Genomic DNA, 26,187 nt, shown 5'->3' on the forward strand with positions numbered 1-26,187 from the left:
ATAAAATTGCGGTCAGCATGCCAAAAAAATGCTGATTTCATTGGTGGAACAACGGGAGAAAAGGACGGTTATTTGCGGGATGGGGAAGATTGGGGACGCAGGAGCAGTGCTGCCTGTCTGGGGCGCAACAAAATGCGCCCCAGGAGCTATCAGAAACCCAGGCTGTCCAGAAGATCGTCCACCTGCGCCTGATTGGCGATAACGCCGGCGCCATTCTGGTCGAGCTGCGGGCCATTGAGCAGGCTGTCGTTCGGTTTTTTCTCTTTCGCCGGTTGCTCAGGAATATTTTCCATCAGCACCATCAGCAGCTGCTTTTCAATCTCCTGCACCACGTCCATCATGCGTTTGATCACCTGACCGGTCAGATCCTGGAAATCCTGCGCCATCATGATTTCCAGCAGTTGGGCATTGGTGAACGCCGTATGCTCCGGCACCTGATCCAGGTACTGACGGGTATCGGTAACCAATTCACGGGCGTCGTCCAACTCGATCGGGTTGGCGAACCACTCGTCCCAACGGCCTTTCAATCCTTTGGCTTCGGACTCCAGCTGTGCCTGGCGCGGCTGCGCCGCTTCCACACAGTTCAACGCCCGTTCCGCCGCCTGCGCCGTCATGGTGACCACGTAATCAAGACGATCGCGTGCATCCGGGATTGCCTCTGCCGCCTGGGCGATCGCCTGATCGAGCCCCAGTTCGCGCATGCTGTCGCGCAGCATCCGCGTCAGTTGGCCAATGCGCGAGATGATCTCCCCCGCGGTTGCCGCATCGCTGGCAGGCATTGGAATGTCTCTCATCGCCCTCTCTCCTTACATGCCCAGTTTTTCAAAAATCTTATTGAGCTTTTCTTCCAGCGTCGCCGCCGTAAAAGGTTTCACCACGTAACCGCTGGCACCGGCCTGCGCCGCCGCGATAATGTTTTCTTTCTTGGCTTCCGCCGTCACCATCAGCACTGGCATCGCCGCCAATGCGCCATCGGCACGAATGGTTTGCAACAGTTCCAGGCCGTCCATGTTCGGCATGTTCCAGTCGGACACCACGAAATCGAAGCCGCCGGCACGCAGTTTGTTCAGCGCATCCGCACCGTCCTCGGCCTCTTCTACGTTGTTGAATCCCAACTCTTTCAGCAAGTTTCTGACGATGCGACGCATAGTGGAAAAGTCATCCACCACCAGAAATCTGAGACTCTTATCTGCCATATATACTCCCAAGGTTTACCTAATCCAAACAACAGCCAGCCTCACGGCAGCTGTTCGCTATAACCCCCTATATACCCTATGAATTTCGAGTTGCAGCCAGGCGACCAGCTCGCTCATCCTCAGGAACTTACTCAAGTAAGTGACTGGGGTGAGCGACAAATCTGTCGGGAACAGATTTGTACGCTGCTTGCAGCGGCCCTGAAAGGGCAAGGACCATGGATGGGCCTTGTAAGCAGGTAACAACGCTGCGGCTCGAAAGGCGACGGGTATAATTAAGGGTAAAAATCAAATACGCAGCGCCTGGCCACCGGCAATTTGCGCCAGCATGCGTTGGCTCATGCGATCCAGTTCGACAACTTCATTCACCCCACCGGTGGCGATCGCCTCACGCGGCATGCCGAACACCACACAGCTGGCCTCGTTTTGCGCCAGGGTATAGGCACCGGCACGATGCATTTCCAACATGCCCGCCGCGCCGTCATTGCCCATGCCGGTCAGGATCACGCCAACCGCATTTCGACCGGCGTACTGCGCAACCGAGCGGAAAAGCACGTCTACCGATGGCCGGTGACGGTTGACCGCCGGGCCGTCATGCAGCTTCACCTGATAGTTGGCACCGCTGCGTGACAGTTCCATATGGCGATCGCCCGGTGCGATGTAGGCATGGCCCGGCAGCACGCGTTCGCCGTCCTCGGCCTCTTTCACCGTAATCTGGCACAGCTTGTTCAGCCGCTCGGCGAACGAGCGCGTAAACCCCGGCGGCATATGCTGGGTGATCAACAACGCCGGGCTGGTGGCCGGCAGCGGTTGCAGCACCTGCCGAATGGCTTCGGTGCCGCCGGTAGAGGCCCCGATGGCAATCAGTTTTTCGCTGCTCAACAGCGGCGTATGGCTGAGGATCGCCGGTGCCGGGCTGCTGGAGCGTTGCGGCAAGCGCGCCTTGGCCGCGGTGCGAATTTTTTCGGCTATCAGCTCGCTGTAGGCCAACATGCCTTCGCGGATGCCAAGCTGCGGTTTGGTGACAAAATCCACCGCCCCCAGCTCCAGCGCGCGCAGCGTGATTTCCGACCCCTGGCCTGTCAGCGACGACACCATCACCACCGGCATCGGCCGCAGACGCATCAGTTTTTCGAGGAAGTCGAGGCCGTCCATGCGCGGCATTTCGACGTCCAGCGTCAGCACCTGCGGGTTAAACTTTTTGATCAGATCGCGCGCGACCAGAGGGTCGGGCGCGCTCGCCACCATCTCCATATCGGGATGGCTGTTGACAATTTCGGTCATCAGCTGCCGCATCAGGGCCGAATCGTCTACGCTCAATACTCTGATTTTATTCATTACCTCTCCTTGGTCAGGCCATACACGGTCTGCCCACGCAAGTAGAAATCCCGGCTGATCTGGCTGAAATTCTCGGAGTGGCCGGCAAACATCAGGCCCCCCGGTTTAAGCAAGGGCACGAAGCGGCGCAGAATGCGCTCCTGTGTCGCCTTATCGAAATAGATCATCACGTTGCGGCAGAAAATGGCGTCGAATTGCCCCGGCAACGCCCATTCAGGCGCCAGCAGGTTGAGCGCCTGAAAATTCACCCGCCCCGCCAGCTCCGGTCGCACCCGCACCAACCCCTGATGCGGACCGGTGCCGCGCAGGAAATAACGCTGCATTTGCGCCGGCGTCAGGGTACGCAGATCTTCCTGGCGATAAACGCCCGCTTCCGCTTTCTCCAGCACCTGGGTATCGATATCGCTGGCCCATACCTGGCAGCCGGTGGCGCGCTGCCCGAGCACCTCACTTAAGGTGATGGCAATCGAATAAGGCTCTTCGCCGGTCGAGGCCGCCGTGCTCCACACGCTGTAGCCGTTCGGCCGCTGACGCGCGTGCTCCGCCAGGATCGGGAAGTGATGCGCTTCGCGGAAAAACGCCGTCAGGTTGGTGGTCAGGGCATTGATAAACGCCTGCCATTCGGCGCTGTTAGGATCGCTTTCCAGCAGCGCCAAATAATCGCCAAAGTCGTTCAGGCCCAGCAGCCGCAGGCGTCGCACCAGGCGGTTATAAACCATCTCGCGCTTGTGCTCTGCCAGCACGATGCCGGCACGCTGATAAATCAGTTGGCTGATGCGACGAAAATGCACGTCCAGCAACGGCAGGCGCTGCACCATCTGCGTCAACAATGTCGCAGGGTCTCTGTTAGGGTTCGACGGCGCCGGCTTCATGCCATATCACTCAAAAAAAACGGGCTGCTTATGCGGTTTGACAATCTGGGGCTTCCTTTACCACGGGTGAAACTGCGTCTTGATGGTTGGCCTGCGCGGTGAAGTTATCGTCCGCCAGGCGGAATACCGACACCGCATCGGCCAGGGTAATCGCCTGATCCTCCAGTGCGGTGGCCGCCGAGGCGGCTTCTTCTACCAGCGCGGCGTTCTGCTGGGTTACCTGATCCATTTGGGTCACGGCCTGCGTGACCTGTTCAATGCCGCGGCTTTGTTCGTCGGACGCCGAGGCGATTTCGCCCATGATGTCGGTAACCCGGGTGACCGAACGGACGATGTCCTGCATGGTGGCACCGGAGTTTTCCACCAGCACCGAACCTTGCTTGACCCGGCTGACCGATTCGTCGATCAGGCCTTTGATTTCTTTTGCCGCCTGGGCGCTGCGCTGTGCCAGATTACGCACTTCGCCCGCCACCACCGCAAAACCGCGCCCCTGCTCACCGGCACGCGCCGCTTCGACCGCTGCGTTCAATGCCAGGATATTGGTCTGGAAGGCAATGCCGTCGATCACGCTGGTAATAGCGCCAATCTTCTGCGAACTGTTGGCAATGTCATGCATGGTGGTCACCACGTCGCCCGCCAGTTCGCCGCCCTTGGCTGCGGTGGTAGAGGCGTCACGCGCCAGCTGAGAGGCCTGACGTGCGTTATCAGCGTTCTGTTTCACCGTCGCGGTCAACTGTTCCATGCTGGCGGCCGTTTCTTCCAGCGAGGCGGCCTGCTGCTCGGTGCGGGAAGAGAGATCGTTGTTGCCTTCGGAGATTTCCTGCAGGCCAATCAGGATCGACTCGGCACCGTCACGTACCGCACCAACGGTGCCGATCAGCGACTGCTGCATGCGCTGTAAACTGGCGAACAGCTGGCTGATCTCATTGCGGCCATACACCTGAATCGGCGTGGCCAGATCGCCGGCTGCAATGCGGTCAAAATGACTGCGCATAATGTTCAGCGGCTGCACCAGCATATTGCGTAACCACCACATGGCGCTGCCGGTCACCACCAGCAACATCAGTACCGCACCGGCCACCAGCCAACCGGACAGGGTGAAGGATTGCTGATTCGCCGCATTGGCTTCGCTCACGTTGGCGTTTACCAACTGCAGGTACTGGACAAAATCCGCTTCAAACAAATCCTGAGTTTTCTGCGTCGGCTGGTCCATAAAGGCCTGCAGCCGATCGTTTTCCAGGAAACCGATCAGCTCACGTAACGCGCTGCGCAACCGGTCGTAACTGGCTTTGGTGGTTTCGGTCAGCTGCTGTTCCTGCTCGCTGTTACGCGGCACGGCCAGGAACTGGTTGAAATAGAGGTCGGCTTTCTGCAGCGAACTGCGCGCGTTGCCCATCAAGGCATTGACCTGATCCTGCGGCAGTTTGAGCGCCGCACGGGTCCCGGCACGGTTCAGCGTATTGCGGGCCTGCAGCAGGGAAACCCAGCTCAGGCTGAGGGCGTCGCGCTGTTGGCTGCCGAGGGTGATCAGGTTCAGATTGTGGTTATCGGAACGGAAAGCGGTGTACGACAAGCCGCTGGTGGCCAACTGCATAACACAAAAAGTCATCAACAACAGAAACAAGCTGGTAGAGACGCGGATTCGGTTAAACACTATGAACCTCCTTGCAGCCGGCCGATGGCCAGCTTACGACGGGGAATCGGCCTCCCCCGGGAATGCAGGGAGGCCCAATGCCGGTTAGAACGTTTCCCAGTTATCCTGCGGATCGCTGGCGTTCATTTTTTTATGATTGAGTACCGGTGTTACTGCCGCCTTGCTGCTGACGGGCATTTTGAACTCTTCCTGACCTGCCGCTTTCAAGCGGAATACCGCCACGGACTGGGTCAGCATGCTGGCCTGTTCTTCCAGCGCCGCTGCCGCAGACGCGGACTCTTCTACCAACGAGGCGTTCTGCTGAGTGACGCGGTCCATTTCCGCCACCGCCTGGCCGACCTGATCGATACCGCGGCTCTGTTCGTCCGAGGCCGAAGCGATTTCACCCATGATGTCGGTAACGCGGGTCACGGCATTGACGATATCGCCCATGGTTTCCCCGGCGCTTTCTACCAGTACCGAGCCCATATCGACGCGATTGACGGAGTCTTCGATCAGGCCTTTGATTTCTTTCGCCGCCTGGGCACTGCGCTGCGCCAGGTTACGCACTTCACCGGCCACCACCGCAAAGCCACGGCCCTGTTCACCGGCACGCGCCGCTTCGACCGCCGCGTTCAGCGCCAGGATATTGGTCTGGAAGGCAATGCCGTCGATCACGCCGGTAATGTCGGCAATTTTCTGCGAACTGCCGGCGATGTCGTGCATGGTCTGCACCACGTTAGCCACCACCTTGCCGCCTTTCTGCGCGGTTTCGGAGGCGCTCAATGCCAGTTGGCTGGCCTGACGGGCATTTTCGGCGTTCTGTTTCACCGTCGCGGTCAGCTGCTCCATGCTGGCGGCGGTTTCTTCCAGCGAGGCAGCCTGTTGTTCGGTACGTGAAGAGAGATCGTTGTTGCCGGCGGCAATTTCGGAAGCGCCGCTGTAGATGGCGTCGGCACCCTGACGCACGCCGCTGACGGTGTCGATCAATTCGCTCTGCATATGCTTGAGGCTGGCTGCCAGCACGCCCATTTCATTGCGGCTGGTCACGGCGATCGGCTGAGTCAAATCGCCGGCGGCAATCATCTTGATGTGTTCGATCATTCGGTTCAGCGGGCGCACCAGAATGTGGTGAATACCGCTCCACACCAGCACAATCACGGCCAGTACCACCAGCAGCACCACCACCAGCGTCCAGATGGCGAAGCTGAATGACTTATTGCTGTCTTCAACCGCGGTCTGGTAAAGCTTGTCGTTTTGCGCCAGATAGATGTTGTAGATGTCTTCGAACGCGTCCTGATAGCTTTGCGTCGGCTGATCAAAGAATGCGTTAATTTTGCCTTCACCCAGCAGTTGGGTCAGTTCGGTCAGCGCGCCCTGCAAGATGCCGTATTGCTGTTTCAGCTTTTCGGCCGATTGCGCGTCCTGGCGGGCGTCGAGAGGAATTTTGTCATAGGCGGCATAGTGCTGTTCCGCAACCACCAGGTTGCTCTTGGCGCGAGCCAACAGTTCGGTGACGCTGGCGCCGCTGCCGATGTTATTGGCGTCCATCATGTGACGAATACCGGCACGGTTCAGCGTGTTGCGAGCCTGCAGCAGGTTGACCCAGCTTTCGTTCAGCTCGGACTGCTGCTGGCGAATGGTCTGCAAAACGGCGAAGTTTTCTTTGTCATTCTTCAGTGAGGAGAAAAAGAGCCCGCCTGAAACCAGCTGCAAGGCGCCAAATAACACCAGCACCAGTAACAGGCTGGTGACCACCTTCATACGATTAAACATGTTTTCCCTTGTTGAATGCCCGCGCGGACAGGCCCTGATTACGTTGATTGACAGAGTTATCGGCGCGGCAGGGAAGAACTTTATGAGGAGAGGTAACTATTTTGTGCAGAGTTTGGGTTTGTCCGGTTTTCGAATCAGGGCGCGGCATGCCGCGCCCCTACGGGTAGCGGATCAGGCGCTTTTCGCTACGCTGTCGACCAGTGACATCTCTTCGCTGCTCAGCAGCTTTTCGATATCGACCAGGATCAGCATGCGTTCGCCCAACGAGCCCAGCCCGGTGAGGTATTCGGTGGCCAGCGTCACGGCAAACTCCGGCGCCGGGCGGATCTGTTCGGTGGTCAGCGACAGCACGTCAGACACGCCGTCAACCACGATACCCACCACACGCTGACCAAAGTTCAACACGATCACCACGGTGTTTTCATCGTAGGACACGTCCTGCTGGGCGAACTTCACCCGCAAATCGATAATCGGCACAATCACGCCGCGCAGGTTGGTGACGCCCTTGATAAAGGCCGGAGTATTGGCAATGCGCGTAACCTGATCGTAACCGCGGATCTCCTGCACCTTGAGGATATCAATGCCGTATTCCTCGTTACCCAAGGTAAAAATCAGGAACTCCTGCCCTACCGTTTCGCCAGCCAGTTTGCTGACGGTTGCCAGTCCTGCCATGTCATTCACCCTTTAAATCAATAGATTAATTATTATGCAGCCGCGTCCGTCTGACGCTGCTCGCGGTTCAGGGTTTGCAGCGCCGAGACATCGACAATCAGCGCCACGCTGCCGTCACCGAGAATGGTGGCGGCGGAAATGCCCGGCACCTTGCGATAGTTGCTTTCCAGATTCTTCACCACCACCTGATGCTGGCCGATCAGTTGATCCACCAACAGCGCATAGCGGCGGCCGGCGCTTTGCAGGATCACCACAATGCCCTGGGTGGCGTCGGTTTTGGCCCCCGCCACATCGAACACCCGGAACAGCTCCACCAGCGGCAAATATTCCCCGCGCACCTGCAACACCCGCTCGCCACCGGCCAACGGATGCAGATCTTCAGCCTGCGGCTGCAGCGATTCCATTACCGCGTTGAGCGGCAGGATAAACACTTCATTGTTCACCTTGACCGACATGCCATCGAGGATCGCCAGCGTTAACGGCAGCAAGATCCGGATAGAGGTCCCCTTGCCCGCCTGGGAATGGATTTCGACGTGCCCACCCATTTCCTGAATATTTCGCTTCACCACGTCCATGCCGACGCCACGGCCGGAAACATCGGTCACCTGCTCGGCGGTAGAAAAGCCCGGCGCGAAAATCAGCATGCCGACGTCTTCGTCGCTCATGCTGTCGCTGACCGCCAGCCCTTGTGAAGCCGCTTTGGCGAGAATTTTCTCGCGGTTCAGGCCGGCGCCGTCGTCGGTGACTTCGATACAGATATTGCCGCCCTGATGCTCTGCCGACAGGATCAGGTTCCCCACCTCCGACTTGCCCGCGGCGAGGCGCGTGGCCGGATCTTCAATGCCGTGATCCAGGCTGTTGCGCACCAGGTGCGTCAGAGGATCGATAATGCGTTCAATCAGGCTCTTATCCAGTTCGGTAGAACTGCCCTGCAGCTGCAATTCCACCTGCTTGTTCAGCTTGCCGGCCAGATCGCGCACCAGACGAGGGAAGCGGCTGAATACGTATTCCATCGGCATCATACGGATCGACATCACCGACTCTTGCAGGTCGCGTGCGTTGCGTTCCAACTGGCTCATGCTGTTGAGCAGATCGCCGTGATTCACCGGATCCAGACTGCCGGAGCGCTGCGCCAGCATCGACTGGGTGATCACCAACTCCCCGACCAGGTTGATCAATTGGTCCACTTTTTCTACCGCGACGCGGATGCTGGTGGATTCGCTGGCCTTGGCGCGCGGTTTGGGCGTTTCCGCCACCGTCGGCGCCGGTTTGGCGGCCACGGGCGCAACGGCAACGGGAGCGACCGGCTCGATCGCTACCGGCGGCAGCTCAGCCTGAGGCGGCGTGGTGAAACTGATTTGCTCCGGCTCCAGTACAAAACACAGCACCGCGCTGATGTCATCTTCGCTGGCGGAGGTCAGCAGCGTCACTTCCAGGCTGTTTTCGGTCTGATGCGGGTTTTTCACCTCACCCAGGTTGCCCAACTCTTCCAGCATCAACGGGACTTCGTTCGGCTTCAGACCACACAGGCAAACCCGCATGCCGCCTTCGATGGCCGCCGGTGCTGCGACGGCGTGTTGCGCGACGGCAGGTGCTGCGGGGGCATCTTGCTGCTGTGCGTCCAACGCAAGCTGCCGCAACGCCTGACAGATGTATTCAAAGCTGTCGACGTCAGGCTTTTGCGAAGTTTTATAAGCGTCCAGTTGCTCCTGCATAATGTCTTTGGTTTCCAGAAACAGGTTTATAATCTCGGTGCTCAGGCTCATTTCCTGACGCCGCGCACCGTCCAACAGGTTCTCCAGCAGGTGGGTGGTTTCCTGCAGCACCGAAAAGCCAAAGGTCGCCGCACCGCCCTTGATCGAGTGCGCTGCGCGAAAAATGGCGTTCAGCGGCTCAATGTCCGGAGCCAGCGGATCCAGCTCCAGCAGATGTTGCTCCATGTCGGCCAGCAACTCGTCTGCTTCATCAAAAAAGGTCTGATAAAACGCACTAATATCCATGCTCACGGGGTCACCTCTGCTGTGAGTCGCTGTTAGTCGGTGCAGGGACAGCCGCCGGCTGCTCCGGTGCAATGAGGGTGGCCGGAGCCGTCGCCGACGGGGCCAACGGTTTTAAATCGACCGGCTGAGCAATCTCCATCGCGTTGCTTTCGCCATTTTCATGTTCAATGCCCTGCTGGGTTTGTTTGTTGAGCACCAGTACGGTAATGCGACGGTTGATGGCATCGTCGGCGCCGTGTTGTTTCAGGCTCATGGTGGCGGCCATGCCGACCACCCGCAGGACCTTCCCTTCCGACAGCCCGCCGGCAATCAGCTCGCGCCGCGACGCGTTGGCGCGATCGGCAGAAAGCTCCCAGTTGCTGTAACCGCGCTCGCCGGTGGCGTAGGGAATATCGTCGGTGTGGCCGGACAGGCTGATTTTGTTCGGCAGGTCATTGAGGATCGGCGCAATCGCCCGCAGGATGTCGCGCATATAGCTTTCTACCTGCGCGCTGCCGGTTTTGAACATCGGACGGTTTTGACTGTCGATGATCTGAATGCGCAAGCCTTCATCCATCATGTTGATCAACAGATGCGGCCGCAGCGCTTTCAGGCGCGGATCGGACTCAATCAGTTCGTCCAGTTTTTCCCGCAGCTTGTTCAGCCGCAGCTCTTCGTCACGCTTCTCGAGCGTATCAATCTGCTTTTTCACCAACCCGTCTTGCTGGGTAGGATCGTCGCCGCCGCCGGGGATCGGGCTGCTTTCAGAGCTGCTCTTGTCGCCGGAAGTCAGCGCCACCTTCAGCGGCGTGCGGAAGTATTCGGCGATTTGCGTCAGTTCCTGCGGGCTGGCAATCGCCAGCAGCCACATCACCAGGAAGAAAGCCATCATCGCCGTCATAAAATCGGCGTAGGCAATCTTCCAGGAACCCCCATGATGGCTGGCGTGATGCGACTTGCGTTTTCTGACCAAAACAACCGGGTGATTCTGTTTCATGCCTGTTCTTCTTCCGTCGCCTGCTGTGCCGGCGCCTTCACGCGACGCACATGTTCTTCCAGCTCAACGAAGGAGGGACGCTCGGTGGTGTATAGCGTTTTACGGCCGAATTCGACCGCAATCTGCGGCGCGTAGCCATTCAAACTGGACAGCAAAGTGACCTTGATGCACTGCATCATTTTGACGTTTTCGGCACTTTTTTGTCGCAACAGGGTCGCCAGCGGTGAGATAAAGCCGTAAGCCAGCAAAATGCCCAGGAAGGTGCCGACCATCGCGTTGGCGATCAACGCCCCCAGCTCGGCTGCCGGGCGGTCGGCCGAGGCCAGCGCATGCACCACCCCCATCACCGCCGCAACAATGCCGAAGGCCGGCAACGAGTCACCGACCATCGCCAGGCTGCCTGCCGGCACCTCGCTTTCCTGTTCAAAGGTTTCGATCTCTTCGTCCATCAAGGCTTCGATCTCAAAGGCATTCATGTTGCCGCTCACCATCAGCCGTAAGTAATCGGTAATAAACTCCACCAGGGTGTTATCGGCAAGAATGCGGGGATAATTAGAGAAAATTTCACTTTCCTGCGGATTATCAATATCGAACTCGAGGGAAAGCATGCCTTGTTGACGGGATTTGGCCAGCAGCCGGAACAGCAGCGCCATCAGATCCATGTAGAGATCTTTGCTGTATTTCGAACGGCGCATCAGTTTGGGAATGGCGCGCAGGGTGGACTTTATTGCCTTACCGTTGTTGCCCACGATAAAAGCGCCGATACCCGCGCCGCCGATAATCAGAAATTCTGCCGGCTGATAAAGCGCGCCCAGATGGCCCCCACAATCAGGTAGCCCCCAAAGACCGCACCCAATACCACGAGATAACCCAAAATAACTAACACACGCATTCCTTAAATTAACAATGTGGATGGAAGGTGGGCTAAGCGCGCATATGAGCCGCACAGGCACAACAGGCTGAGCTGCGCCTTTGGGTTCGGCACGCCGAACCCTGCATTTCACCAATCGGTTTAAATCTGGATAAACCGGCGCTGCCGCCGGCTCAAATTGCGCGTTTAACCTGCTCGTCCAGCAGTTGAGGAATAATATCGGCCAGTTGCGGCGAAAGTTTACGTCTTTTTACTGCGCGGGATGGGGGTTGGCATAAACTGCAAACAAAATTGTTCAACGGTTGGTGCGCGTGGGTGATAAAAGTGCCGCCGCAGCAGTTGCAGGCAGAAAGCTGCAGCATGCCGCTATCGACGAAGCGCACCAGCGTCCAGGCTCGCGTCAGCGCCAGCAACGGCGGCTCACCCGGCTGGTGCGGGCACTGTTCCAGATACAGACGGTAAGCTTTAATCACTGCTTCAACGCCCGTGCAGTGCCCGCTTTTCATCAGGAAACTGTAGGCGTTGTAGAACATCGATGAATGGATGTTCTGTTCCCAGGTCATAAACCAGTCCGTCGAGAACGGCAACATCCCTTTCGGCGGTGGACTGCCGCGTAACTCCTTATAGAGCTTGATCAAACGCCCACGGCTGAGCTGCGTTTCGCTTTCCAACATCTGCAAACGCGCACCCAGTGTAATCAGCTCCATGGCCAGCTGAATATCCTTGGCTTCCTGAACAATACTTTTCTCTGCCATCATCAAGCTCTTTTCTTCGTCGCACTGCCGTCTTTCGCCGACAGTTCTTGCAGTAAATGGCTTGAGAGCAAAATACCGGTATGGATTTGCTGCAGATCGTCCACGCGAGACTCTTTTGTCAGACGCTCGATGGTTTGGTGATCGTTAAAGCGGAAGTGGCAGACCAGCTGGTTGGTTTCAGCCAATTTGACCATTTGCGGTAACGTGAGCTGAGAAAGCGCATCGGCCATGGTTTCGTCGATACCTAAACGGAACATTGCCGAGGCTTTTTCATCATTAATCAGACGCTGTGCTAAAAGTAAATATGACAAATTGATGTCATAAATATGCTTAAGTAATTCAGACGTACCCATATTCCCCATCCCGACAGACTATGTTTAAAAACATACGCTGGGTGATAATTTTTATCGCCCGTGACCTGGGTTTGTTCCCTAAGTTGGCAATGAAGCCCTGAATAACGACCGTTATAAATTTTTCAACATCACTAAATTCGGACCATCATTCAGTATTTGATACGTGCGCAAACCAACGTGTATGGATGTACAGCATTTTGCTCCAGCGGTGTTTAATCACCGTGAAACTATTTTTACAAAATTAATAAGATTATTCCTAATGCAGCGCAACTCTACCCCTGAACCATTAGCACACACAATGTAAGTGAGAGGCAATTTTAAATACAATGTGATCTAGATCACAAAAATAAAAAATAATTAAGCCAAATAGCCCGTTACCAGTATGGTTTTTAACCGCATTTTCGCTCACAAAACAGACATAAGTAAAAAAACGTCTTAAAAACAATGTATATAAGCCAAAAAAATATCTTTTTTAGATCAATTCGAACAAAAGCATCACCAAACTAAAATAACAGAACAAAAATCTGCTCGTAGCCGATAAAGACAGTATAAATAACCGTTTAATAAACAATAAACTATCCGCATTGAAATATAACGCATGTAAACTATAAGGTTATTAGGTTTCGGATTTGACTTAAGCTTGCGGGAATCTCCTGTTTTATTTTTCGACAAATGTTCCAATTCGATTAACAACGGCTCGGTTACGTTGTAAACAAGAAAACAGAGGTAACGATTTGTTTCCTGACAAATGGAATGAAAGCCGCAAGCTTCGGGTGGTTTTTTAGGCAGGATAATGGCAAAACGTTTTATCGGCAGTATTAATTAAAACTTTAATAGTTTTTCAGCGCCACGAAAAAAATTAGATCTTGGCTGATGTTTATGCGCCGAGAATAAGTGCTGTTAGTTTCAGTAGCACTAATAAAGTAAAACGCAGTTTCGTTTTATTTTTCTCTGAGGGGCGACTATCTCATGCGGTGTGGAAAATACCGCGTCGCGGGCCGTTCGATTAATCCTGCCGACTCGGACAGGCAACCTGCTGCCGGAGCAGGGGCGCAATCGGGATAAAAAACGTCCAACCTCAGCTATAAACCGCCCTGCTGGCCCCTAAAAAAAGCCGGAATTCAACGCCAGGCGCATTGGCAAGCGGTTCTGCCCCCCAGCACCTTGCTCCCCAACCTGAGGCTTTCCCTATTTTGTGTACAGATCAGCAAGATGCCATTGCCGACGGCGCATGGGCATATTATTATTCTCAGAGCAGGGAAACTTGCGCGCAGACAATTATTACGTATCGCAATTTATTTATTTGAAATTAATTTTTCAGGTCGCACATCACGCTTTTGCTGCTGTCACGATGACAGAGTGATGTTTTTTCGTTCGGCTACAACTCTTAACAGGCTATATTTTAATCATGACCGATACCCTGGATTACCTGATGACTTTCCGTAAATGCACCAGCTTGGACAGCGTGGAGAAAGTGTACGACAAGCTTAACTACTCCATCGATAATGACATTGAAATCAGCAACATGTATCGCGCCGCCGATCATCGTCGCGCTGAGCTGGTTGCAGGAAAACTCTTCGATTTGGGCAAGGTGCCGAAAACGCTGTGGGCACAGGTGCTATAATTTGCATTCATTGCGCGCGCAGGTAATTTATCTTTTATTGCTAAATAACGGCCATCTGTCGCGGATTTATTGGCGCGCGTGATACAAAACACATTTATTCACTTCACCAGGCTCTACCCTTTGCCCTATCAACAGGAAACAGGAGTGGAAGATGGGATATCAAAACGTTTTGGTTACCGTCGCCGTGGCGGCAGACAGCCACCGCCTGGTTGAAAAAGCCGTCTCCATCGTACGTCCTTATAACGGCAAAATTACCCTGCTAAGCACCATCGCCAATCCAGAAATGTTCAATAACTTTGCGGGCCCCATGCTGGGCGACCTGCGTGCGCTGATGGAAGAAGAAACGCTGCTGTTTCTGGAAGAACTTCGTCTGCAGGCGGATTACCCGATTGCCGACACGCTGATCGTCCACGGCGAACTGGCCGACAGCCTGAACTATGCCAGCCAACGGCAACCTTTTGATCTGGTGGTTTGCGGTAATCACAGCGACGGCATGATGAACAAAATCTCCTGCTCTGCCGCGCGCTTTATCAATACCAGCCGTATCGACGTGCTGATCATCCCACTGTAACGCTGAGCACATTAGGCCATTCGCTCTTTTCGATGATTGACTAGACTTAGACTCTCTGTCCGCATAAGGAATGCCTGATGTCTCAGTCTACACAACAAAACCGCCGTTTTCTGTTGGCTTCTCGCCCGCACGGCGAACCTGTCGCAGACAACTTCCGTCTGGAAACCGTCGCTACGCCGCAGCCCGCCGCCGACCAGGTGTTATTGCGCACCGTCTACCTGTCGCTCGATCCTTACATGCGAGGCCGCATGAGCGACGCGCCCTCTTATGCCCCGCCAGTGCAGATTGGCGAAACCATGGTGGGCGGCACGGTCTCACGGGTCGTGACATCACAGCACCCCGATTTCAAACCCGGCGACTGGGTATTAGGCTACGACGGCTGGCAGGATTATGCCCTGTCTGACGGAAGCGGCTTACGTAACCTCGGCCCTCATCAGGCGCATCCTTCTCGTCTGCTTGGCGTCCTGGGCATGCCGGGCTTCACCGCTTATATGGGGCTGCTGGAGATCGGCCAGCCGAAACCCGGTGAAACCCTGGTGGTCGCCGCCGCCAGCGGTGCCGTCGGTTCGGTCGTCGGTCAGGTCGCCAAACTGAAAGGCTGTCGGGTAGTCGGCGTGGCGGGCGGTAAAGAGAAATGCCGCTATGTGGTGGAAGAGCTGGGCTTCGATGCCTGTGTCGATCACCGAGCCCCAGACTTCGCTGAGCAACTGGCCGCCGCCTGCCCGCAAGGCATCGATATTTATTATGAAAACGTCGGCGGTGCGGTGTTTGATGCAGTGATCCCGCTGCTGAATACCCAGGCACGTATTCCGGTCTGCGGGATTATCGCCCACTATAACGCCACCGACCTGCCCGCCGGGCCGGACCGCTTGCCGATGCTGCAGGGCTTGATCTTACGCAAGCGCATCCGTATGCAAGGCTTCATCATTTTCGATGACTTCGCGGAAGGCTTTGATAAATTCCTGCAGCAAATGAGCGAATGGGTCGATCAGGGGAAAATCAAATTCCGTGAAGACCTGGTCGACGGACTGGAAAATGCACCGCAGGCATTCATTGGCCTGTTGCAGGGCAAGAACTTCGGCAAATTGGTGATCCGCGTCGCCGACGAGTAATCCCCACTGGGCGCGGTGATGAACTGCCGCGCCCTGCTATGCCCTCAATGCAACGCACCGCCACTGAGTGATAAATCCTCATCGACCGTCAGAGTGGTATGCACAACACTGCGTACCGCCTCAATCATTGCGGCTAACGCCAGGCTGGGTTTTCCCGGATGATTGACCGCCAGCTCATGACTGTAAGGGATGTGGATAAACCCACCTTTGATCGCCAAATTTTGGCTGGCGATATGATGGCTCAGCCCGTAGAAAAGCTGGTTGCAATTATAAGTGCCTGCCGTGTGCGACACCGCGGCCGGAATGCCTGCCTGGTGTAAATGATGCACGATCGCCTTCACCGGCAGCGTGGAAAAATAGCCCACCGGTCCCCCTTCCACCACCGGGATGTCTATCGGTTGTTTTCCGGCGTTATCGGGAATGCGAGCGTCAATCAGATTGATGGCAACCCGTTCAACGGAAATTTCGCCGCGCCCGCCGGCCAGCCCCAGGCAGATCACGGCTTTGGGCCGCAGCTCTTCGATGGCGGCAATCAGCTGCTGGTTGGACAACCCCAGCACGCAGGCCAATTGACGCACCACCACTTCTGCGCCGGCGATCCGCTCTCCCGCCAGCGCCTGCGCTACCTGCCAAGAAGGGTTAACCTTATCCCCGTCAAACGGCTCAATGCCGGTCACCAATACCCTTTCCATCATCACACCTCAGGTTGTTATTGAATCCGCGTGCTCTCAGCCTAAACAACGCGCTATGATTCTGGAAATGGATTATCTGTATATAGAGTATTCATAAAATGAATTTATCCAGCGTCGATCTCAATCTTCTGGTGGTGTTTGAGGCGTTATACCAAACGCGTAACGTCACCGCTGCCGGCGGACGTCTGAACCGTGCCCAACCGTCGGTCAGCAATGCGCTGTCGCGCTTGCGGCTGTTGTTTGACGATCCGCTGTTTACCCGCAGCGGCGGCGGCATGTTGCCAACCGCGCGTGCTCACCAACTGATGCTGCAAATCCACCCGGTACTGGAACAAATCCACCAGACGCTGACGCCGCCGACACGCTTCGATCCCGCGACGGCCAGCCAGCGCCGCTTCAGGCTAGCCGCCGGCGACTACGCCGATATCACGCTACTGCCTGCCATTATCAGCCGACTGCGGCAGGATGCGCCGGGCATCGATATCCGGGTTTCCCGGCTCGATCGCCGCAATGTGGTGCAACAGCTTGAGAGTGGCGAGATAGATGTGGCGTTGGGCGGGCATATCGAGGCGGTGAAGGGCATGCTGGTGCAGCCGTTGTTTACCGAAAGCTTTACCTGTATCGCCAGCCGGCATCATCCGCGGTTAGCTGCCGAAAGTTGGGGCTTGGCGCAATACGTCGGCCTGCCCCATGCCCTTTACGCCCCCTCGGACGACGGCTCCGCCCGCGGGATTATCGATCGTCGACTGGCGGAACTGGGGCTGGAGCGACGGGTGGCCGCAACATTTTCGCATATCGTGGCGCTGCCTGCGGTAGTCGCCGGCAGCGATCTGATCGCAACCCTGGCACACAGCGTCGCCAGCCAGTTTGCCGATCCGACGAAGGTACGCTTTCTGCCGCTACCGGCAGAACTGGCGGTGAGCACGTTTTCTATCGATCTGGTTGCTGGTCGCCAGGCCCGGCGCGATCCGGCGCTGACCTGGCTGTGCGACACCCTTACCCAACTGAACTGGGGGAAGAGTGAATGAGAAGCGCCCTTCCTGCTACGATTAAGGCCCTAAGCTAGGCGCCGATTTCGGTGCGCACATCCAACAGTTCAGGGAAGAAAGTCAGCTCCAGCGCCTTTTTCAGGAAGCTGACGCCGCTCGAACCGCCGGTGCCCGTTTTAAAGCCGATAATCCGCTCTACCGTTTTCATATGCCGGAAACGCCACAGGTGGAAACTTTCCTCTATATCCACCAGCTTTTCGGCCATTTCATAGGCTTCCCAATACTTTTGTGGATGGTCATAGATCTCTTTAAAGGCCGGCAGCAGGTTTGGATTACGTTGGTAAGGTTGCGTCCAGTCACGTTCGATACACTCCTGCGGGATCGGCAGACCGTGGCGGGACAGGTAAAGCAGGTATTCATCGTACAGGCTGGGCGCTTCAAGAATGGCCTTCAGCGCCGCGTGTTTTTCCGCATCGTTGCTGAACACCGCCAGCATGGCCGCATTCTTGTTGCCGAGCAAAAACTCAATCGAGCGATATTGATGGGACTGGAAGCCCGACGAACTGCCCAGCACGTCGCGAAACTCGACGTACTCCGACGGCGTCAGGGTTTCCAACACCGCCCATTGCTCGAACAGCAGCCGCTGGATCTGTTTGACCCGCGCCAGGATCTTGAAGCAATGACTGAGCTTATCTTGTTGCACCAGCATCCGCGCCGCCTGCAGTTCATGCAGCATCAACTTCATCCACAGCTCCGACGTCTGGTGCTGCACCACAAACAGCATTTCATCATGGTGTTGCGGGTTGGACAGCGGGTGCTGGCAGTCCAGCAGTTGATCCAGGCACAGATAGTCGCCATAGCTCATGCGTTTGGAAAAATCGGTGACAATCGCGCTTTCTAATTCCCGTTTGTTCATCTGTTATCTCCGCTGCGCCCACGACCGGAAGCGGTGTGTAGCGTGCTGCAAACAGAAAACAATAGTTCATATCGCCCCAACCCGAAGGACTATAAACGAGAGTTGCCTCGCAGATTTCAGGGTTGGTCATGTCAGGTTGATTCCCTCCTTATGTCTGCCTGGATTGAAAATCCCCGCAGTGATTATCCGCGGGGATGGGATCCGCGACTCCTGAGCATCAACATTGCTCTGCCGATCCCCGAACCGCTGAAAATCAAGGCTCTCTGTAATCTCGTCGCCGAACCATAAAGGATCGTTCGAAGGTGATCACCGTTTCGCCCGTGGATTTGATGCCCCGCGTTTCCACCGTAATGATGCCGTTGTTCGGTTGGGATTTTGACGGCCGTTTAGCCAGGATCTTACTGATGGCGTAAAGCGTATCACCGACATAAAGCGGCTCTTTCAGGCGCACCGTTTCCCAGCCCAGATTGGCCACCGCCCTGGCAGACAATGCCTGCACGGTCATCCCGCTGACCAACGCCAGCGTGATGCTGCTGTTGACCAAAACGCGGCCATATTCCGCTTGGGCGCCATAGGCCTTGTCGAAATGCAAAGGGTGCTGATTCATCGTCAACAGGGTGAGCCAGGTGTTGTCGGCTTCGGAAAGCGTGCGCCCCGGCCAGTGTTTGATCGTCATGCCGGTTTCGAAGTCTTCATAGTCCCCGCCGTGCTCTTCCTGATACTCATTTTCGCCGACTTTTCTTAACATGGTTTTTTCTCCCTGAATGGGTATAGCGCCACCGCGGCAGCGGTGTCTTCGATGGCCAGCCCCACGCTGCGAAATACCGTGGTCTGCCCCGCCGTTGCAGCGGACTCACCCAACACGAGAGCGCCCAGCTCATTCAGTCCTTCAGGCTGAATGTATCCTTCCGCCATAGCGCTTCGAATCTCCCCCGCATCCTCCCTGGCAGCCGCGCCGGTTTCCACCACGACAAAGGCGGTTTTCAATAACGCGGGGTCGACCTCAATGGCGTCCTCGTGGGTGCCGCCGATAATGTTCAGGTGGGCCCCTGGCGCTACCCAATCGGCATACACCAAAGGTTCACGGGCACGGGTTGAGGTGGTGGTGCAGATAAGATCCGCCCCCTGCACGGCCTCGAATGCGCTACTGCAAACGCTGACCGGCGCGGTGGTCAGCGTACGAGCCCAGTGCGCAAACTCTTGCGTTCTGAGCGCCGAACGGGAAAAAATGCGCACCCTGCGGATCTGCCGCACCGCCAGCATCGCCAGCAGCGTGGCCCGTGCCTGAACCCCTGCCCCGAGGATAGCAAGATCGCCAGCCTGCTCCGGAGCACACAGCTGGGTCGCCAGTCCGGCCACCGCACCGGTTCGCAACGCGGTCAGACTAGCGCCATCGAACAAGGACAGCATCTGGCCCGTATCGATGTCGGTGAGCAGCACCACCCCATGGATCAATGGCAACCCTCTCGCAGCATTGCCGGGCGTGAGCGTAGTGATTTTAACGCTGGCGACACCGCGTCTGTTCCAGGCCGCCGGGCTGATCAACGTCTCTGAAGGACCATGCTGGAGTAAGGTCCGCGTCGGTGATTGTTCGTCGCCGCGACGTAAATCCCCGAACGCCTCACTCAGCATCGCCATGACCTGCCGCAGTCGGATCTCTCCGGACATTTCAGCTGCATTGATGATTTGCATCGTCACAGGGCGATCCTCTTCAACTGCGCGGCCACTTCTACGATAAGGTCTTCTTGCCCGGCCACGGCCTGACGTTTTCCCAATTCGAAGAAGACGTCACGCGGATCGACCCCCGCAGAGGCCGAATGGCTTAACACCGGATTTTTGAAGCCGGAAAAAACGCCGGCCAGGCCACTGACAATGCCCACGGAGTCGATCATCGGTGGAGTGACCATCAGTTCCCGGGCGGCAAGCTCGGCGGCGTCGAGAAAATGATAAAGGTCGATGCCGGTGTTGAACCCCAAACGTTCCAGTACCGGTACCAGAACTTCAAGTTGGGTGTTCCCTGCCCCAGCCCCGAATCCGCGGGCACAGCCATCAATCACGCTAGCGCCGGCCTGAGCGGCGGCAACCGAGTTGGCCACCGCCATGCCCAAATTATTGTGGGCGTGGAAAATAAGCGGCACATCCACCTGCCGCCGCATCGCGGTGATGCGTTCGGTCACATCCTGCGGCAACAGGTTGCCGGCAGAATCCATGATGCCGACGGCCTGCGCACCGTACTCCACCAGCAGTTGAGCCTGATCGGCTAACTGTTGGGGAGTGGCCATATGGCTCATCATCAGTACCGCATGCGCTTCTGCCCCGTGATCACGCAGCCATCCCAGATGACGTTCGGCCAGGGTTGCCTCAGTGCAATGGGTACCGATGCGCACCACATCCGCACCGCAGGATAACGCCTTCGACAGATCGACGATGGTTCCCCAACCGGGCAGCATAAACACGCCCATCTTGCTGTTTTGCAAACACTCGCGCACGGTGTTCAGCATGGTTTCATCACTCAACGCCGCGCGCCCGACCTGATACGAGGAGGCGCCAAGCCCGTTGCCATGGCCAACCTCGACAATCGCCCCCCCGTTTTATCTACCGCCGTCGCGTAGTCTCGTAACTGAGCGACCGTGAGCTGATGCTTCACGGCGTGTTGACCATCACGCAGGGTTGAGTCGTTAATCAGAATGGCCATTAGCCCCCTCCGTTTTATTTCGATAGCTCGCATACTGTTCGGCAACCAGGATGGCGGCAGAATTAATCAGATCCAGATTCCCGGCGTATTCAGGCATCACCTTGCTGCTGGCAACCACCTCCAGCGAGATCGAAACGCGTCCTTCGCTGACATTGAGAGCGGTAAGCGAATAGCCCGCCGAGAATCCCCGCACCGCCTCAACGGCCTCAGCAAGCACCGGAGTGATCTGTTCCTTTGTGACCCCTGGAATACCGGCGAAAATGGTGACCCTGAACATGGCGGGTGGCGCGGCCGGGCTGATGTTGAGGATCGCCTTGGTATTGGCTACGCCGGTAAAAGCGCTGAGCGCCCGCTGCGTGGTGTCCACATATTCGTCGATGTTGATCCGGGTGGCCCGCCCCAGAATATTGCTGGCGACGGTCGCCACCACCTCGATATCGTTGATGCGAAAATGTCGGCTCAGGGCATGCAAAATGGGTATCGACGCCTGTCCACCGCAGCTGATCAGGCTGACATTGCGCTCGGTCAGCGCATCGGTTCCCGTCACCGTAGGCACGATCATTTTGCCCAGGTGGCTGGGGGTTAAGTCGATCAGTAAGGTGCCCAGCGGGCGCAGCAGCGCCCAATGCCTGACATGCGACATCGCGTTGGTGGCGTCGAAAACCACATCAAAAGGCGTTGGCGACGCCAACACAGCGTCAATGCCACCGGCGCTGGTCGGGCAACCCAAGCGGGCTGCGACCTCAAGACCGGCGGAGTCCTTGTTGCGCCCCGCCAGCAACCCGCAATGCAGCAGCGGGGAACGCTGGATCTTATTGACCAGATCCATGCCGATGGCGCCGGTTCCAATGACAGCGACGGAGAGCGTCATGAGTTACCTCTACTGAAACGAGCGGCCCAGGCCTTGCCTGATTGCAGGGTATTGCGCGCCATGCGGGCAAAAGGCGGCCCCACCATGTGTCCATCCAACAAGGCAATTCCCCCTTGCGCCGCTTTCACAGCATCGGTAATGCGGCTTGCCGCCAAGAGTGCGCTCTCGCAGGGCCGTAACGTCGAGTTGATCAGTTCGAGCTCGCTGGGATGAACGGTGGCTTTGCCATGGAAGCCCAGATCTTTGACGCACTGAATTTCATTGGCCAACACGTCGGGTTCGGAAAGCCGATAGTTGGCGGTATCGATACAGCCAATACCATGTCTGGCACTCGCCAACACCATCGCCTGACGAGCGGCCAGCATCCCGGACCAGGTGATTGGCACCCCTAAAGTGGCCGCCAAATCTGCAGAGCCGAAAATCAGCCCATCCGCCACCGCCGCGACATTATCCAGATCGGTAATGGCCTCGACGGTCTCTATCGTCAGGTAAATTTCTGGGAACCTTCCGGCTGAGGCGAAGGTTTCACGCAGGAAAACCACCTCGGCAGGGGTTCGAACCATCGACATCACGATAAAACTGGGCGTGGTTTGACCGGAACACAGCATCACCAGATCATGCAAAGCGTCAATCGTGCCCAGCGCGTTGATTCGCACGGCAATATTGGCAGAGGGCGGTGCATTATCGAGAGCCGTGCGGCAGATGTTTCTGGCCTCTGCCTTGGCTGGGCCAGGTACGGAGTCTTCCAAATCCATCAAATGCACATCGGCGTCATAAGACAGAGCCTTGACCACACGGTTTAGTGACAAGGCCGGCGTGTACAGAATGCTGCGGGGAACAGCCCGGGCGATATCCGTCATTGCGGCCCCCTGACAGCAGAGATCACCTGGCACAGGCCGCGGATCTGCTCTTGCGTTTGTCCGGCTCGCATCATGACTCGCAGGCCGGCGGTGCCTTTGGCGACGATAGGGAAAAACACCGGCGAGACATAGAAGCCAGCCTCGATCACCTGGCGCCCCGCCTCGATCACCCGGTCATCGCTCATCGGCACCAGGCGGATCGGGTAGGTATTGCCGCTTTGCTCCGTCGGGATCAGGGAATCGAACAGCGCGATGTTGTCATACAGTTTCTTTTGTAACCGGGGCAATTCATCCGTGCGGTGAATTTCCGCCGACGCCAGGCTGGCGCCGATGGCCGCCGTATTCAGGTTTTGCGAGTAGTTGAGCCCGCCGCCAAAGCGTTCGACCAGGCGCAGCATCTGCTGCGAATAACCGTTGAGCAATATGGCCGCCCCGCTGGTGCCGAAAGCTTTGTTGAGCGTGACCACCATAATGGTGTTTTCATCCAACGCCGGACTATGGGAACGAACATAGCCAACACCGCGTTCGCCATAAGCGGAGATCGAATGCGAATCGTCGTAAAACACCATCAGGCCGTATTTGTCCTGCAGTTCAGCCAGGGCTTTGACCGGAGCATAGCCCCCCAGGCTATCGCTGCCGTCGACCACGTAACAGACCCGTTGATATTGCTTGCAGCAGTCTTCAATGAAATTCAAATCATGATAATTGCAGGTGACGACTTCGGTTTCATCGGCACAGGCGGGTTTGGCAGCCGCCAGCGACACGTGGGCGTGCTTATCGAAAATCATCAAAGGCCGCACACCGTTGCCTAAATGGCCCGAAGCGATAAGAGGAAGCAAGCCGCCGCTGACGCTGCTCGCTGACACGCCGCTGAGTACATCAGCCTGGAACAGCTCACCCAGCGACGCTTCCAACTCCTTCATGGCAGGGAGCTGGACCCGGCTGCGGGCAATGCAGTGATCCAACACGCCGTAGTGGCGCACCGCGTCGATAGCACCTTCGACCACCTTGCTGTGGGAGTCCAGGTTCAGGTACGAGCAGCAGCTGAAATTGACAAACTGATGGCCACTTTGGGTAGACAACAGGTCGTTATCGAGCCCGGCAACGATACCCGCAAGGCCGTTTTGCTCTGACATATCCCAGAAAGGATTGCCTATGCCGATGGCCTTATCGTTGTTGCGGAATTTGTTCGTGGGAATGATCTGCTTACGGCTGCTCATCAAGTGCCTTCCTCTTGGTGGGTTCTGGTTGATAGTTGTAGATGCCTTTAAACTTGCGGTAAGCCGCCGTGTAGAGCGCGGAGTAGAAAACATAAGGGCGACGCAGGATTTTCAGATCCCACAGCCAAAAATTAACGTTGATATTCAGGTCGTCTAAAGATTCGGCCTGGTGCCACCACCCCAGCGGCAAATACAGCATTTCGCCGGGTTCTAAAATAAAGTCGCGGCGCTGCGGGATTTTTGCCGCCAAGCGGGGAAAACGCTGCGGGTCGATATTGTCAAAATCAAAGGCCTGGGATTTATCGCCGAAGCCCTGCAGGATAGATCGCGGATAGTAATCTCTGCGGCCAGGAGGAAAAAGAATGAACCGTTTTCTGCCCTGCAAAGAAATATTAAAGTTTTCCAGCTCATCGAAGTGGCTTTGGGTAAAAACCCCGTGGTAGCTGACCCATAAATTGGCGGCGTTCAACCCACGACGGGAGGCCAACAGGGAAAAGGCATCGAAGCCAAGGATATTATTGACGTCCTCGGGGCGGTGCATAATATTGGAAACCACGCGATACCAGGTATTGTTGTCGCTTTGGTACTCTTTATTTTCCAAAAAACCACGCAGCTGAATTTTCATGGTTTGCCAGCGTTCGGTGTTTTCTTTATTACTGGCCTCCCGGAATAAGGTGACATTGTCATCGCCCAGGCGTTGTGAAATCAGGTCACTCGCCCCTATGCTGGTATCAATGGGTAAATCGGTAATAATGACCGGGACGTCGGCTCGGAAAATAGCTTCAACACCAAAGGCGACGAACTCTTTAAAGGTCATGCGTGGAACGGGAACCCCCGTCGTTAACTGTTTCACGATTGCCGTTTTCCTGTTTCGAAAATAATAATGTGAGGCCCCGCTATTCTGGGGCGTGGTTTTTATTTATTGCTGAGTAATTTCTGACTAAACAGGCTGGATAATAAAGCGAGTGTTCCGGCGGCCATGGCGACCCAGGCCACCTGACCCGCTCCGCTTTGATCGGAAAGCTGTCCGCCAAGCGAGACGCCCAGTGAAAAGCCCAGCCAACCGGCGCTGGACAACCAGGAGAAGCCTTCGGATAAACACCCTTTCGGCGTCAAGGATTCCAGCAGATTGCTGCAGGTGATCAATAACGGCGCCACCGACAGCCCGGCAATGAAAGCAGAAATGCCCATGACAACGGGAACGCTGGTGAAAATCAGGGGCAGCGTGCCGGCGCACAGGGTGGCGGAGGTGATAAGCAGCAGGCGGGGTTGCGATAAAGACCAGTTCATGGCGCCGTAGCAAGTGCCGCCCACCAGGCTGCCTGCGGCGCAAATGGACAACAGCACCCCAGCGAGGGTTGGATTGCCCACCTCTTTGGCATAGGCGATCATCATGACGTCGATTGAGCCAAGAAACAGGCCTACCGCCGCATAGGAGATCATTAGCGCCCGTACCCAGAGCATGCTGATTGCCCGACGGTCGCTTTCTTCACTCTTGTGCACAATAACCGGCTCAGAACGCCGATGTAACACCAGGGCCAGAGAACCACTGAAGGTGAGCGCGGCGCATAACGCCAGCCCCGCAGCGGGGTGCCACGCCGTGGCCAAAACAATGGCGATTAACGGCCCCAACAAGAAAATGATCTCATCAAGCACGGTTTCTAACGCGTACGCGGTTCGTAGCGCTTCGTCGGTCACCATGGCGGCCCAGCGAGTACGAATAAATCCATCCACCGGCACCGACGAACAACCGGTAGCAATGGCCGCAGCCATAATTGCCCATAAGTGCATATTCAGCAGCACCAGGCCAATTAACGAAAGGATCGCAATCACATGGCAGCAGCAGGTAATAATAAGCACCTTTCGCTGACTGAATTTATCGGCAAATCGGCCTAATACCGGGCTGGCTATCGCCTGCGTAATCATTAATGTTCCCGCCACGGTTCCGGCAATCCATAACGAGTCCATAGTGGCGGAAATCAACATTATGCAACTGATGGACCGCATCGCCACCGGAAACCTGACCAGCAGGCCAAATAATGAAAGCGTCGCATGTCCGGGATCAGACAATAATCGGGTATAAGAACCAAAACTGAACTTGGACTCAACGGCCTCTGTTTCCATAAGGTGCTCTCAAGAGAAATTCGCTAAAAAAACGAATGAATATATCAATCGAACATACCCACTCATTTATTTGA

24 protein-coding genes and 2 pseudogenes are annotated in these 26,187 nt (G+C 56.3%); 4 read left to right on the forward strand and 22 right to left on the reverse strand.

What is annotated here, in order from left to right:
- Positions 1–149: 149 nt before the first annotated feature.
- From cheZ to flhD, 12 genes and pseudogenes are all read right to left on the reverse strand, one after another.
- Positions 150–794 (reverse strand): protein phosphatase CheZ, encoded by a 645-nt coding sequence (gene cheZ / locus EBA31_RS16095; RefSeq protein ID WP_041414707.1) that lies wholly within the window; start codon positions 792–794, stop codon positions 150–152.
- A gap of 12 nt (positions 795–806) precedes the next feature.
- Positions 807–1,196 (reverse strand): chemotaxis response regulator CheY, encoded by a 390-nt coding sequence (gene cheY, locus EBA31_RS16100; protein WP_020827532.1) that lies wholly within the window; start codon positions 1,194–1,196, stop codon positions 807–809.
- Between the two features lie 285 nt (positions 1,197–1,481).
- Positions 1,482–2,531 carry a chemotaxis response regulator protein-glutamate methylesterase gene (locus tag EBA31_RS16105; protein ID WP_048760294.1) on the reverse strand — a complete coding sequence of 350 codons (1,050 nt, stop codon included), beginning with the start codon at positions 2,529–2,531 and terminating at the stop codon, positions 1,482–1,484.
- A complete protein-coding gene (gene cheR, locus EBA31_RS16110; protein WP_046373240.1) occupies positions 2,531–3,403 on the reverse strand; it encodes a protein-glutamate O-methyltransferase CheR in 873 nt (290 codons plus the stop codon). The genes EBA31_RS16105 and cheR overlap by 1 nt, the downstream gene beginning before the upstream one ends.
- A 28-nt stretch (positions 3,404–3,431) precedes the next feature.
- Entirely contained in the window at positions 3,432–5,057 is a 1,626-nt protein-coding gene (locus EBA31_RS16115; protein WP_020827535.1) for a methyl-accepting chemotaxis protein, read from the reverse strand.
- Positions 5,058–5,141: 84 nt separating this feature from the next.
- The gene (locus tag EBA31_RS16120; RefSeq protein ID WP_046373238.1) at positions 5,142–6,812 is read right to left on the reverse strand and encodes a methyl-accepting chemotaxis protein; all 1,671 of its coding nucleotides are present in this window, start codon (positions 6,810–6,812) and stop codon (positions 5,142–5,144) included.
- 171 nt (positions 6,813–6,983) lie between these two features.
- Positions 6,984–7,484, reverse strand: coding sequence for a chemotaxis protein CheW (cheW, locus tag EBA31_RS16125; protein WP_020827537.1), 501 nt, complete (start codon positions 7,482–7,484; stop codon positions 6,984–6,986).
- Between the two features lie 32 nt (positions 7,485–7,516).
- Complete coding sequence (gene cheA, locus EBA31_RS16130; protein ID WP_115058580.1) at positions 7,517–9,490, reverse strand: chemotaxis protein CheA; 1,974 nt, start codon at positions 9,488–9,490, stop codon at positions 7,517–7,519.
- A gap of 4 nt (positions 9,491–9,494) precedes the next feature.
- Entirely contained in the window at positions 9,495–10,460 is a 966-nt protein-coding gene (motB, locus tag EBA31_RS16135) for a flagellar motor protein MotB (protein ID WP_020827539.1), read from the reverse strand.
- Positions 10,457–11,346, reverse strand: a pseudogene (motA, locus tag EBA31_RS16140) (flagellar motor stator protein MotA). The gene motB and the pseudogene motA overlap by 4 nt, the downstream one beginning before the upstream one ends.
- A 158-nt stretch (positions 11,347–11,504) precedes the next feature.
- Complete coding sequence (gene flhC / locus EBA31_RS16145) at positions 11,505–12,089, reverse strand: flagellar transcriptional regulator FlhC (protein WP_020827541.1); 585 nt, start codon at positions 12,087–12,089, stop codon at positions 11,505–11,507.
- Complete coding sequence (gene flhD / locus EBA31_RS16150) at positions 12,089–12,439, reverse strand: flagellar transcriptional regulator FlhD (protein WP_122079707.1); 351 nt, start codon at positions 12,437–12,439, stop codon at positions 12,089–12,091. Before flhD ends, flhC begins: the two co-directional genes overlap by 1 nt.
- 1,408 nt (positions 12,440–13,847) lie before the next feature.
- Between flhD and ydgT the strand changes: the two genes are divergently transcribed.
- The 3 genes from ydgT to EBA31_RS16170 all read left to right on the forward strand — a co-directional run bounded on the left by ydgT (position 13,848) and on the right by EBA31_RS16170 (position 15,746).
- Entirely contained in the window at positions 13,848–14,063 is a 216-nt protein-coding gene (gene ydgT, locus EBA31_RS16160) for a transcription modulator YdgT (RefSeq protein ID WP_012145712.1), read from the forward strand.
- A 151-nt stretch (positions 14,064–14,214) separates the two neighbouring features.
- Positions 14,215–14,634 carry a universal stress protein UspC gene (uspC, locus tag EBA31_RS16165; RefSeq protein ID WP_122079708.1) on the forward strand — a complete coding sequence of 140 codons (420 nt, stop codon included), beginning with the start codon at positions 14,215–14,217 and terminating at the stop codon, positions 14,632–14,634.
- A gap of 77 nt (positions 14,635–14,711) precedes the next feature.
- A complete protein-coding gene (locus tag EBA31_RS16170) occupies positions 14,712–15,746 on the forward strand; it encodes an NADP-dependent oxidoreductase (RefSeq protein WP_122079709.1) in 1,035 nt (344 codons plus the stop codon).
- A 44-nt stretch (positions 15,747–15,790) separates the two neighbouring features.
- Here the strand turns inward: EBA31_RS16170 and pcp are convergent, their stop codons facing one another.
- Complete coding sequence (gene pcp / locus EBA31_RS16175; RefSeq protein ID WP_116691135.1) at positions 15,791–16,438, reverse strand: pyroglutamyl-peptidase I; 648 nt, start codon at positions 16,436–16,438, stop codon at positions 15,791–15,793.
- A gap of 98 nt (positions 16,439–16,536) precedes the next feature.
- Here pcp and EBA31_RS16180 point away from each other — a divergent pair, with 98 nt between their 5' ends.
- A complete protein-coding gene (locus EBA31_RS16180; protein ID WP_122079710.1) occupies positions 16,537–17,466 on the forward strand; it encodes a LysR family transcriptional regulator in 930 nt (309 codons plus the stop codon).
- Positions 17,467–17,500: 34 nt separating this feature from the next.
- On the opposite strand, the gene kynA is transcribed toward EBA31_RS16180, so the two are convergent.
- The 9 genes and pseudogenes from kynA to EBA31_RS16225 form a co-directional block, all read right to left on the reverse strand.
- Positions 17,501–18,343: a tryptophan 2,3-dioxygenase gene (gene kynA / locus EBA31_RS16185; protein ID WP_020827548.1), complete on the reverse strand. Its 843-nt coding sequence runs from the start codon at positions 18,341–18,343 to the stop codon at positions 17,501–17,503.
- A 253-nt stretch (positions 18,344–18,596) separates the two neighbouring features.
- A complete protein-coding gene (locus tag EBA31_RS16190) occupies positions 18,597–19,091 on the reverse strand; it encodes a MaoC family dehydratase (RefSeq protein WP_122079711.1) in 495 nt (164 codons plus the stop codon).
- Entirely contained in the window at positions 19,085–20,035 is a 951-nt protein-coding gene (locus EBA31_RS16195) for an ornithine cyclodeaminase family protein (RefSeq protein ID WP_122079712.1), read from the reverse strand. Before EBA31_RS16195 ends, EBA31_RS16190 begins: the two co-directional genes overlap by 7 nt.
- A 2-nt stretch (positions 20,036–20,037) precedes the next feature.
- Positions 20,038–21,038 (reverse strand): annotated as a pseudogene (gene dmpG / locus EBA31_RS16200) (4-hydroxy-2-oxovalerate aldolase).
- Complete coding sequence (locus EBA31_RS16205; protein WP_122079713.1) at positions 21,022–21,909, reverse strand: acetaldehyde dehydrogenase (acetylating); 888 nt, start codon at positions 21,907–21,909, stop codon at positions 21,022–21,024. Before EBA31_RS16205 ends, dmpG begins: the two are co-directional and overlap by 17 nt.
- The gene (locus EBA31_RS16210; RefSeq protein WP_122079714.1) at positions 21,906–22,769 is read right to left on the reverse strand and encodes a CoA ester lyase; all 864 of its coding nucleotides are present in this window, start codon (positions 22,767–22,769) and stop codon (positions 21,906–21,908) included. The genes EBA31_RS16205 and EBA31_RS16210 overlap by 4 nt, the downstream gene beginning before the upstream one ends.
- On the reverse strand, positions 22,766–23,989 hold the full coding sequence (locus EBA31_RS16215; protein ID WP_122079715.1) for an aminotransferase class I/II-fold pyridoxal phosphate-dependent enzyme: 1,224 nt from the start codon (positions 23,987–23,989) through the stop codon (positions 22,766–22,768). Before EBA31_RS16215 ends, EBA31_RS16210 begins: the two co-directional genes overlap by 4 nt.
- On the reverse strand, positions 23,976–24,842 hold the full coding sequence (locus EBA31_RS16220; RefSeq protein WP_197022773.1) for a cupin-like domain-containing protein: 867 nt from the start codon (positions 24,840–24,842) through the stop codon (positions 23,976–23,978). Before EBA31_RS16220 ends, EBA31_RS16215 begins: the two co-directional genes overlap by 14 nt.
- A gap of 62 nt (positions 24,843–24,904) precedes the next feature.
- Complete coding sequence (locus EBA31_RS16225; RefSeq protein ID WP_044552129.1) at positions 24,905–26,113, reverse strand: MFS transporter; 1,209 nt, start codon at positions 26,111–26,113, stop codon at positions 24,905–24,907.
- Between the last annotated feature and the right edge of the window lie 74 nt (positions 26,114–26,187).

Source organism: Serratia sp. P2ACOL2, from assembly GCF_003691565.1.
GTDB classification, from domain to species: domain Bacteria; phylum Pseudomonadota; class Gammaproteobacteria; order Enterobacterales; family Enterobacteriaceae; genus Serratia; species Serratia liquefaciens.

Coding starts and splice junctions, on each gene's coding strand:
- EBA31_RS16180 (WP_122079710.1), top strand. CDS start 16,537: ATGAATTTATCCAGCGTCGATCTCAATCTTCTGGTGGTGTTTGAGGCG.
- cheZ (WP_041414707.1), bottom strand. CDS start 794: ATGAGAGACATTCCAATGCCTGCCAGCGATGCGGCAACCGCGGGGGAG.
- ydgT (WP_012145712.1), top strand. CDS start 13,848: ATGACCGATACCCTGGATTACCTGATGACTTTCCGTAAATGCACCAGC.
- cheR (WP_046373240.1), bottom strand. CDS start 3,403: ATGAAGCCGGCGCCGTCGAACCCTAACAGAGACCCTGCGACATTGTTG.
- cheW (WP_020827537.1), bottom strand. CDS start 7,484: ATGGCAGGACTGGCAACCGTCAGCAAACTGGCTGGCGAAACGGTAGGG.
- flhD (WP_122079707.1), bottom strand. CDS start 12,439: ATGGGTACGTCTGAATTACTTAAGCATATTTATGACATCAATTTGTCA.
- flhC (WP_020827541.1), bottom strand. CDS start 12,089: ATGATGGCAGAGAAAAGTATTGTTCAGGAAGCCAAGGATATTCAGCTG.
- EBA31_RS16225 (WP_044552129.1), bottom strand. CDS start 26,113: ATGGAAACAGAGGCCGTTGAGTCCAAGTTCAGTTTTGGTTCTTATACC.
- EBA31_RS16105 (WP_048760294.1), bottom strand. CDS start 2,531: ATGAATAAAATCAGAGTATTGAGCGTAGACGATTCGGCCCTGATGCGG.
- EBA31_RS16120 (WP_046373238.1), bottom strand. CDS start 6,812: ATGTTTAATCGTATGAAGGTGGTCACCAGCCTGTTACTGGTGCTGGTG.
- EBA31_RS16205 (WP_122079713.1), bottom strand. CDS start 21,909: ATGACGCTCTCCGTCGCTGTCATTGGAACCGGCGCCATCGGCATGGAT.
- uspC (WP_122079708.1), top strand. CDS start 14,215: ATGGGATATCAAAACGTTTTGGTTACCGTCGCCGTGGCGGCAGACAGC.
- pcp (WP_116691135.1), bottom strand. CDS start 16,438: ATGGAAAGGGTATTGGTGACCGGCATTGAGCCGTTTGACGGGGATAAG.
- EBA31_RS16210 (WP_122079714.1), bottom strand. CDS start 22,769: ATGACGGATATCGCCCGGGCTGTTCCCCGCAGCATTCTGTACACGCCG.
- EBA31_RS16190 (WP_122079711.1), bottom strand. CDS start 19,091: ATGTTAAGAAAAGTCGGCGAAAATGAGTATCAGGAAGAGCACGGCGGG.
- EBA31_RS16215 (WP_122079715.1), bottom strand. CDS start 23,989: ATGAGCAGCCGTAAGCAGATCATTCCCACGAACAAATTCCGCAACAAC.
- cheY (WP_020827532.1), bottom strand. CDS start 1,196: ATGGCAGATAAGAGTCTCAGATTTCTGGTGGTGGATGACTTTTCCACT.
- EBA31_RS16195 (WP_122079712.1), bottom strand. CDS start 20,035: ATGCAAATCATCAATGCAGCTGAAATGTCCGGAGAGATCCGACTGCGG.
- EBA31_RS16170 (WP_122079709.1), top strand. CDS start 14,712: ATGTCTCAGTCTACACAACAAAACCGCCGTTTTCTGTTGGCTTCTCGC.
- kynA (WP_020827548.1), bottom strand. CDS start 18,343: ATGAACAAACGGGAATTAGAAAGCGCGATTGTCACCGATTTTTCCAAA.
- motB (WP_020827539.1), bottom strand. CDS start 10,460: ATGAAACAGAATCACCCGGTTGTTTTGGTCAGAAAACGCAAGTCGCAT.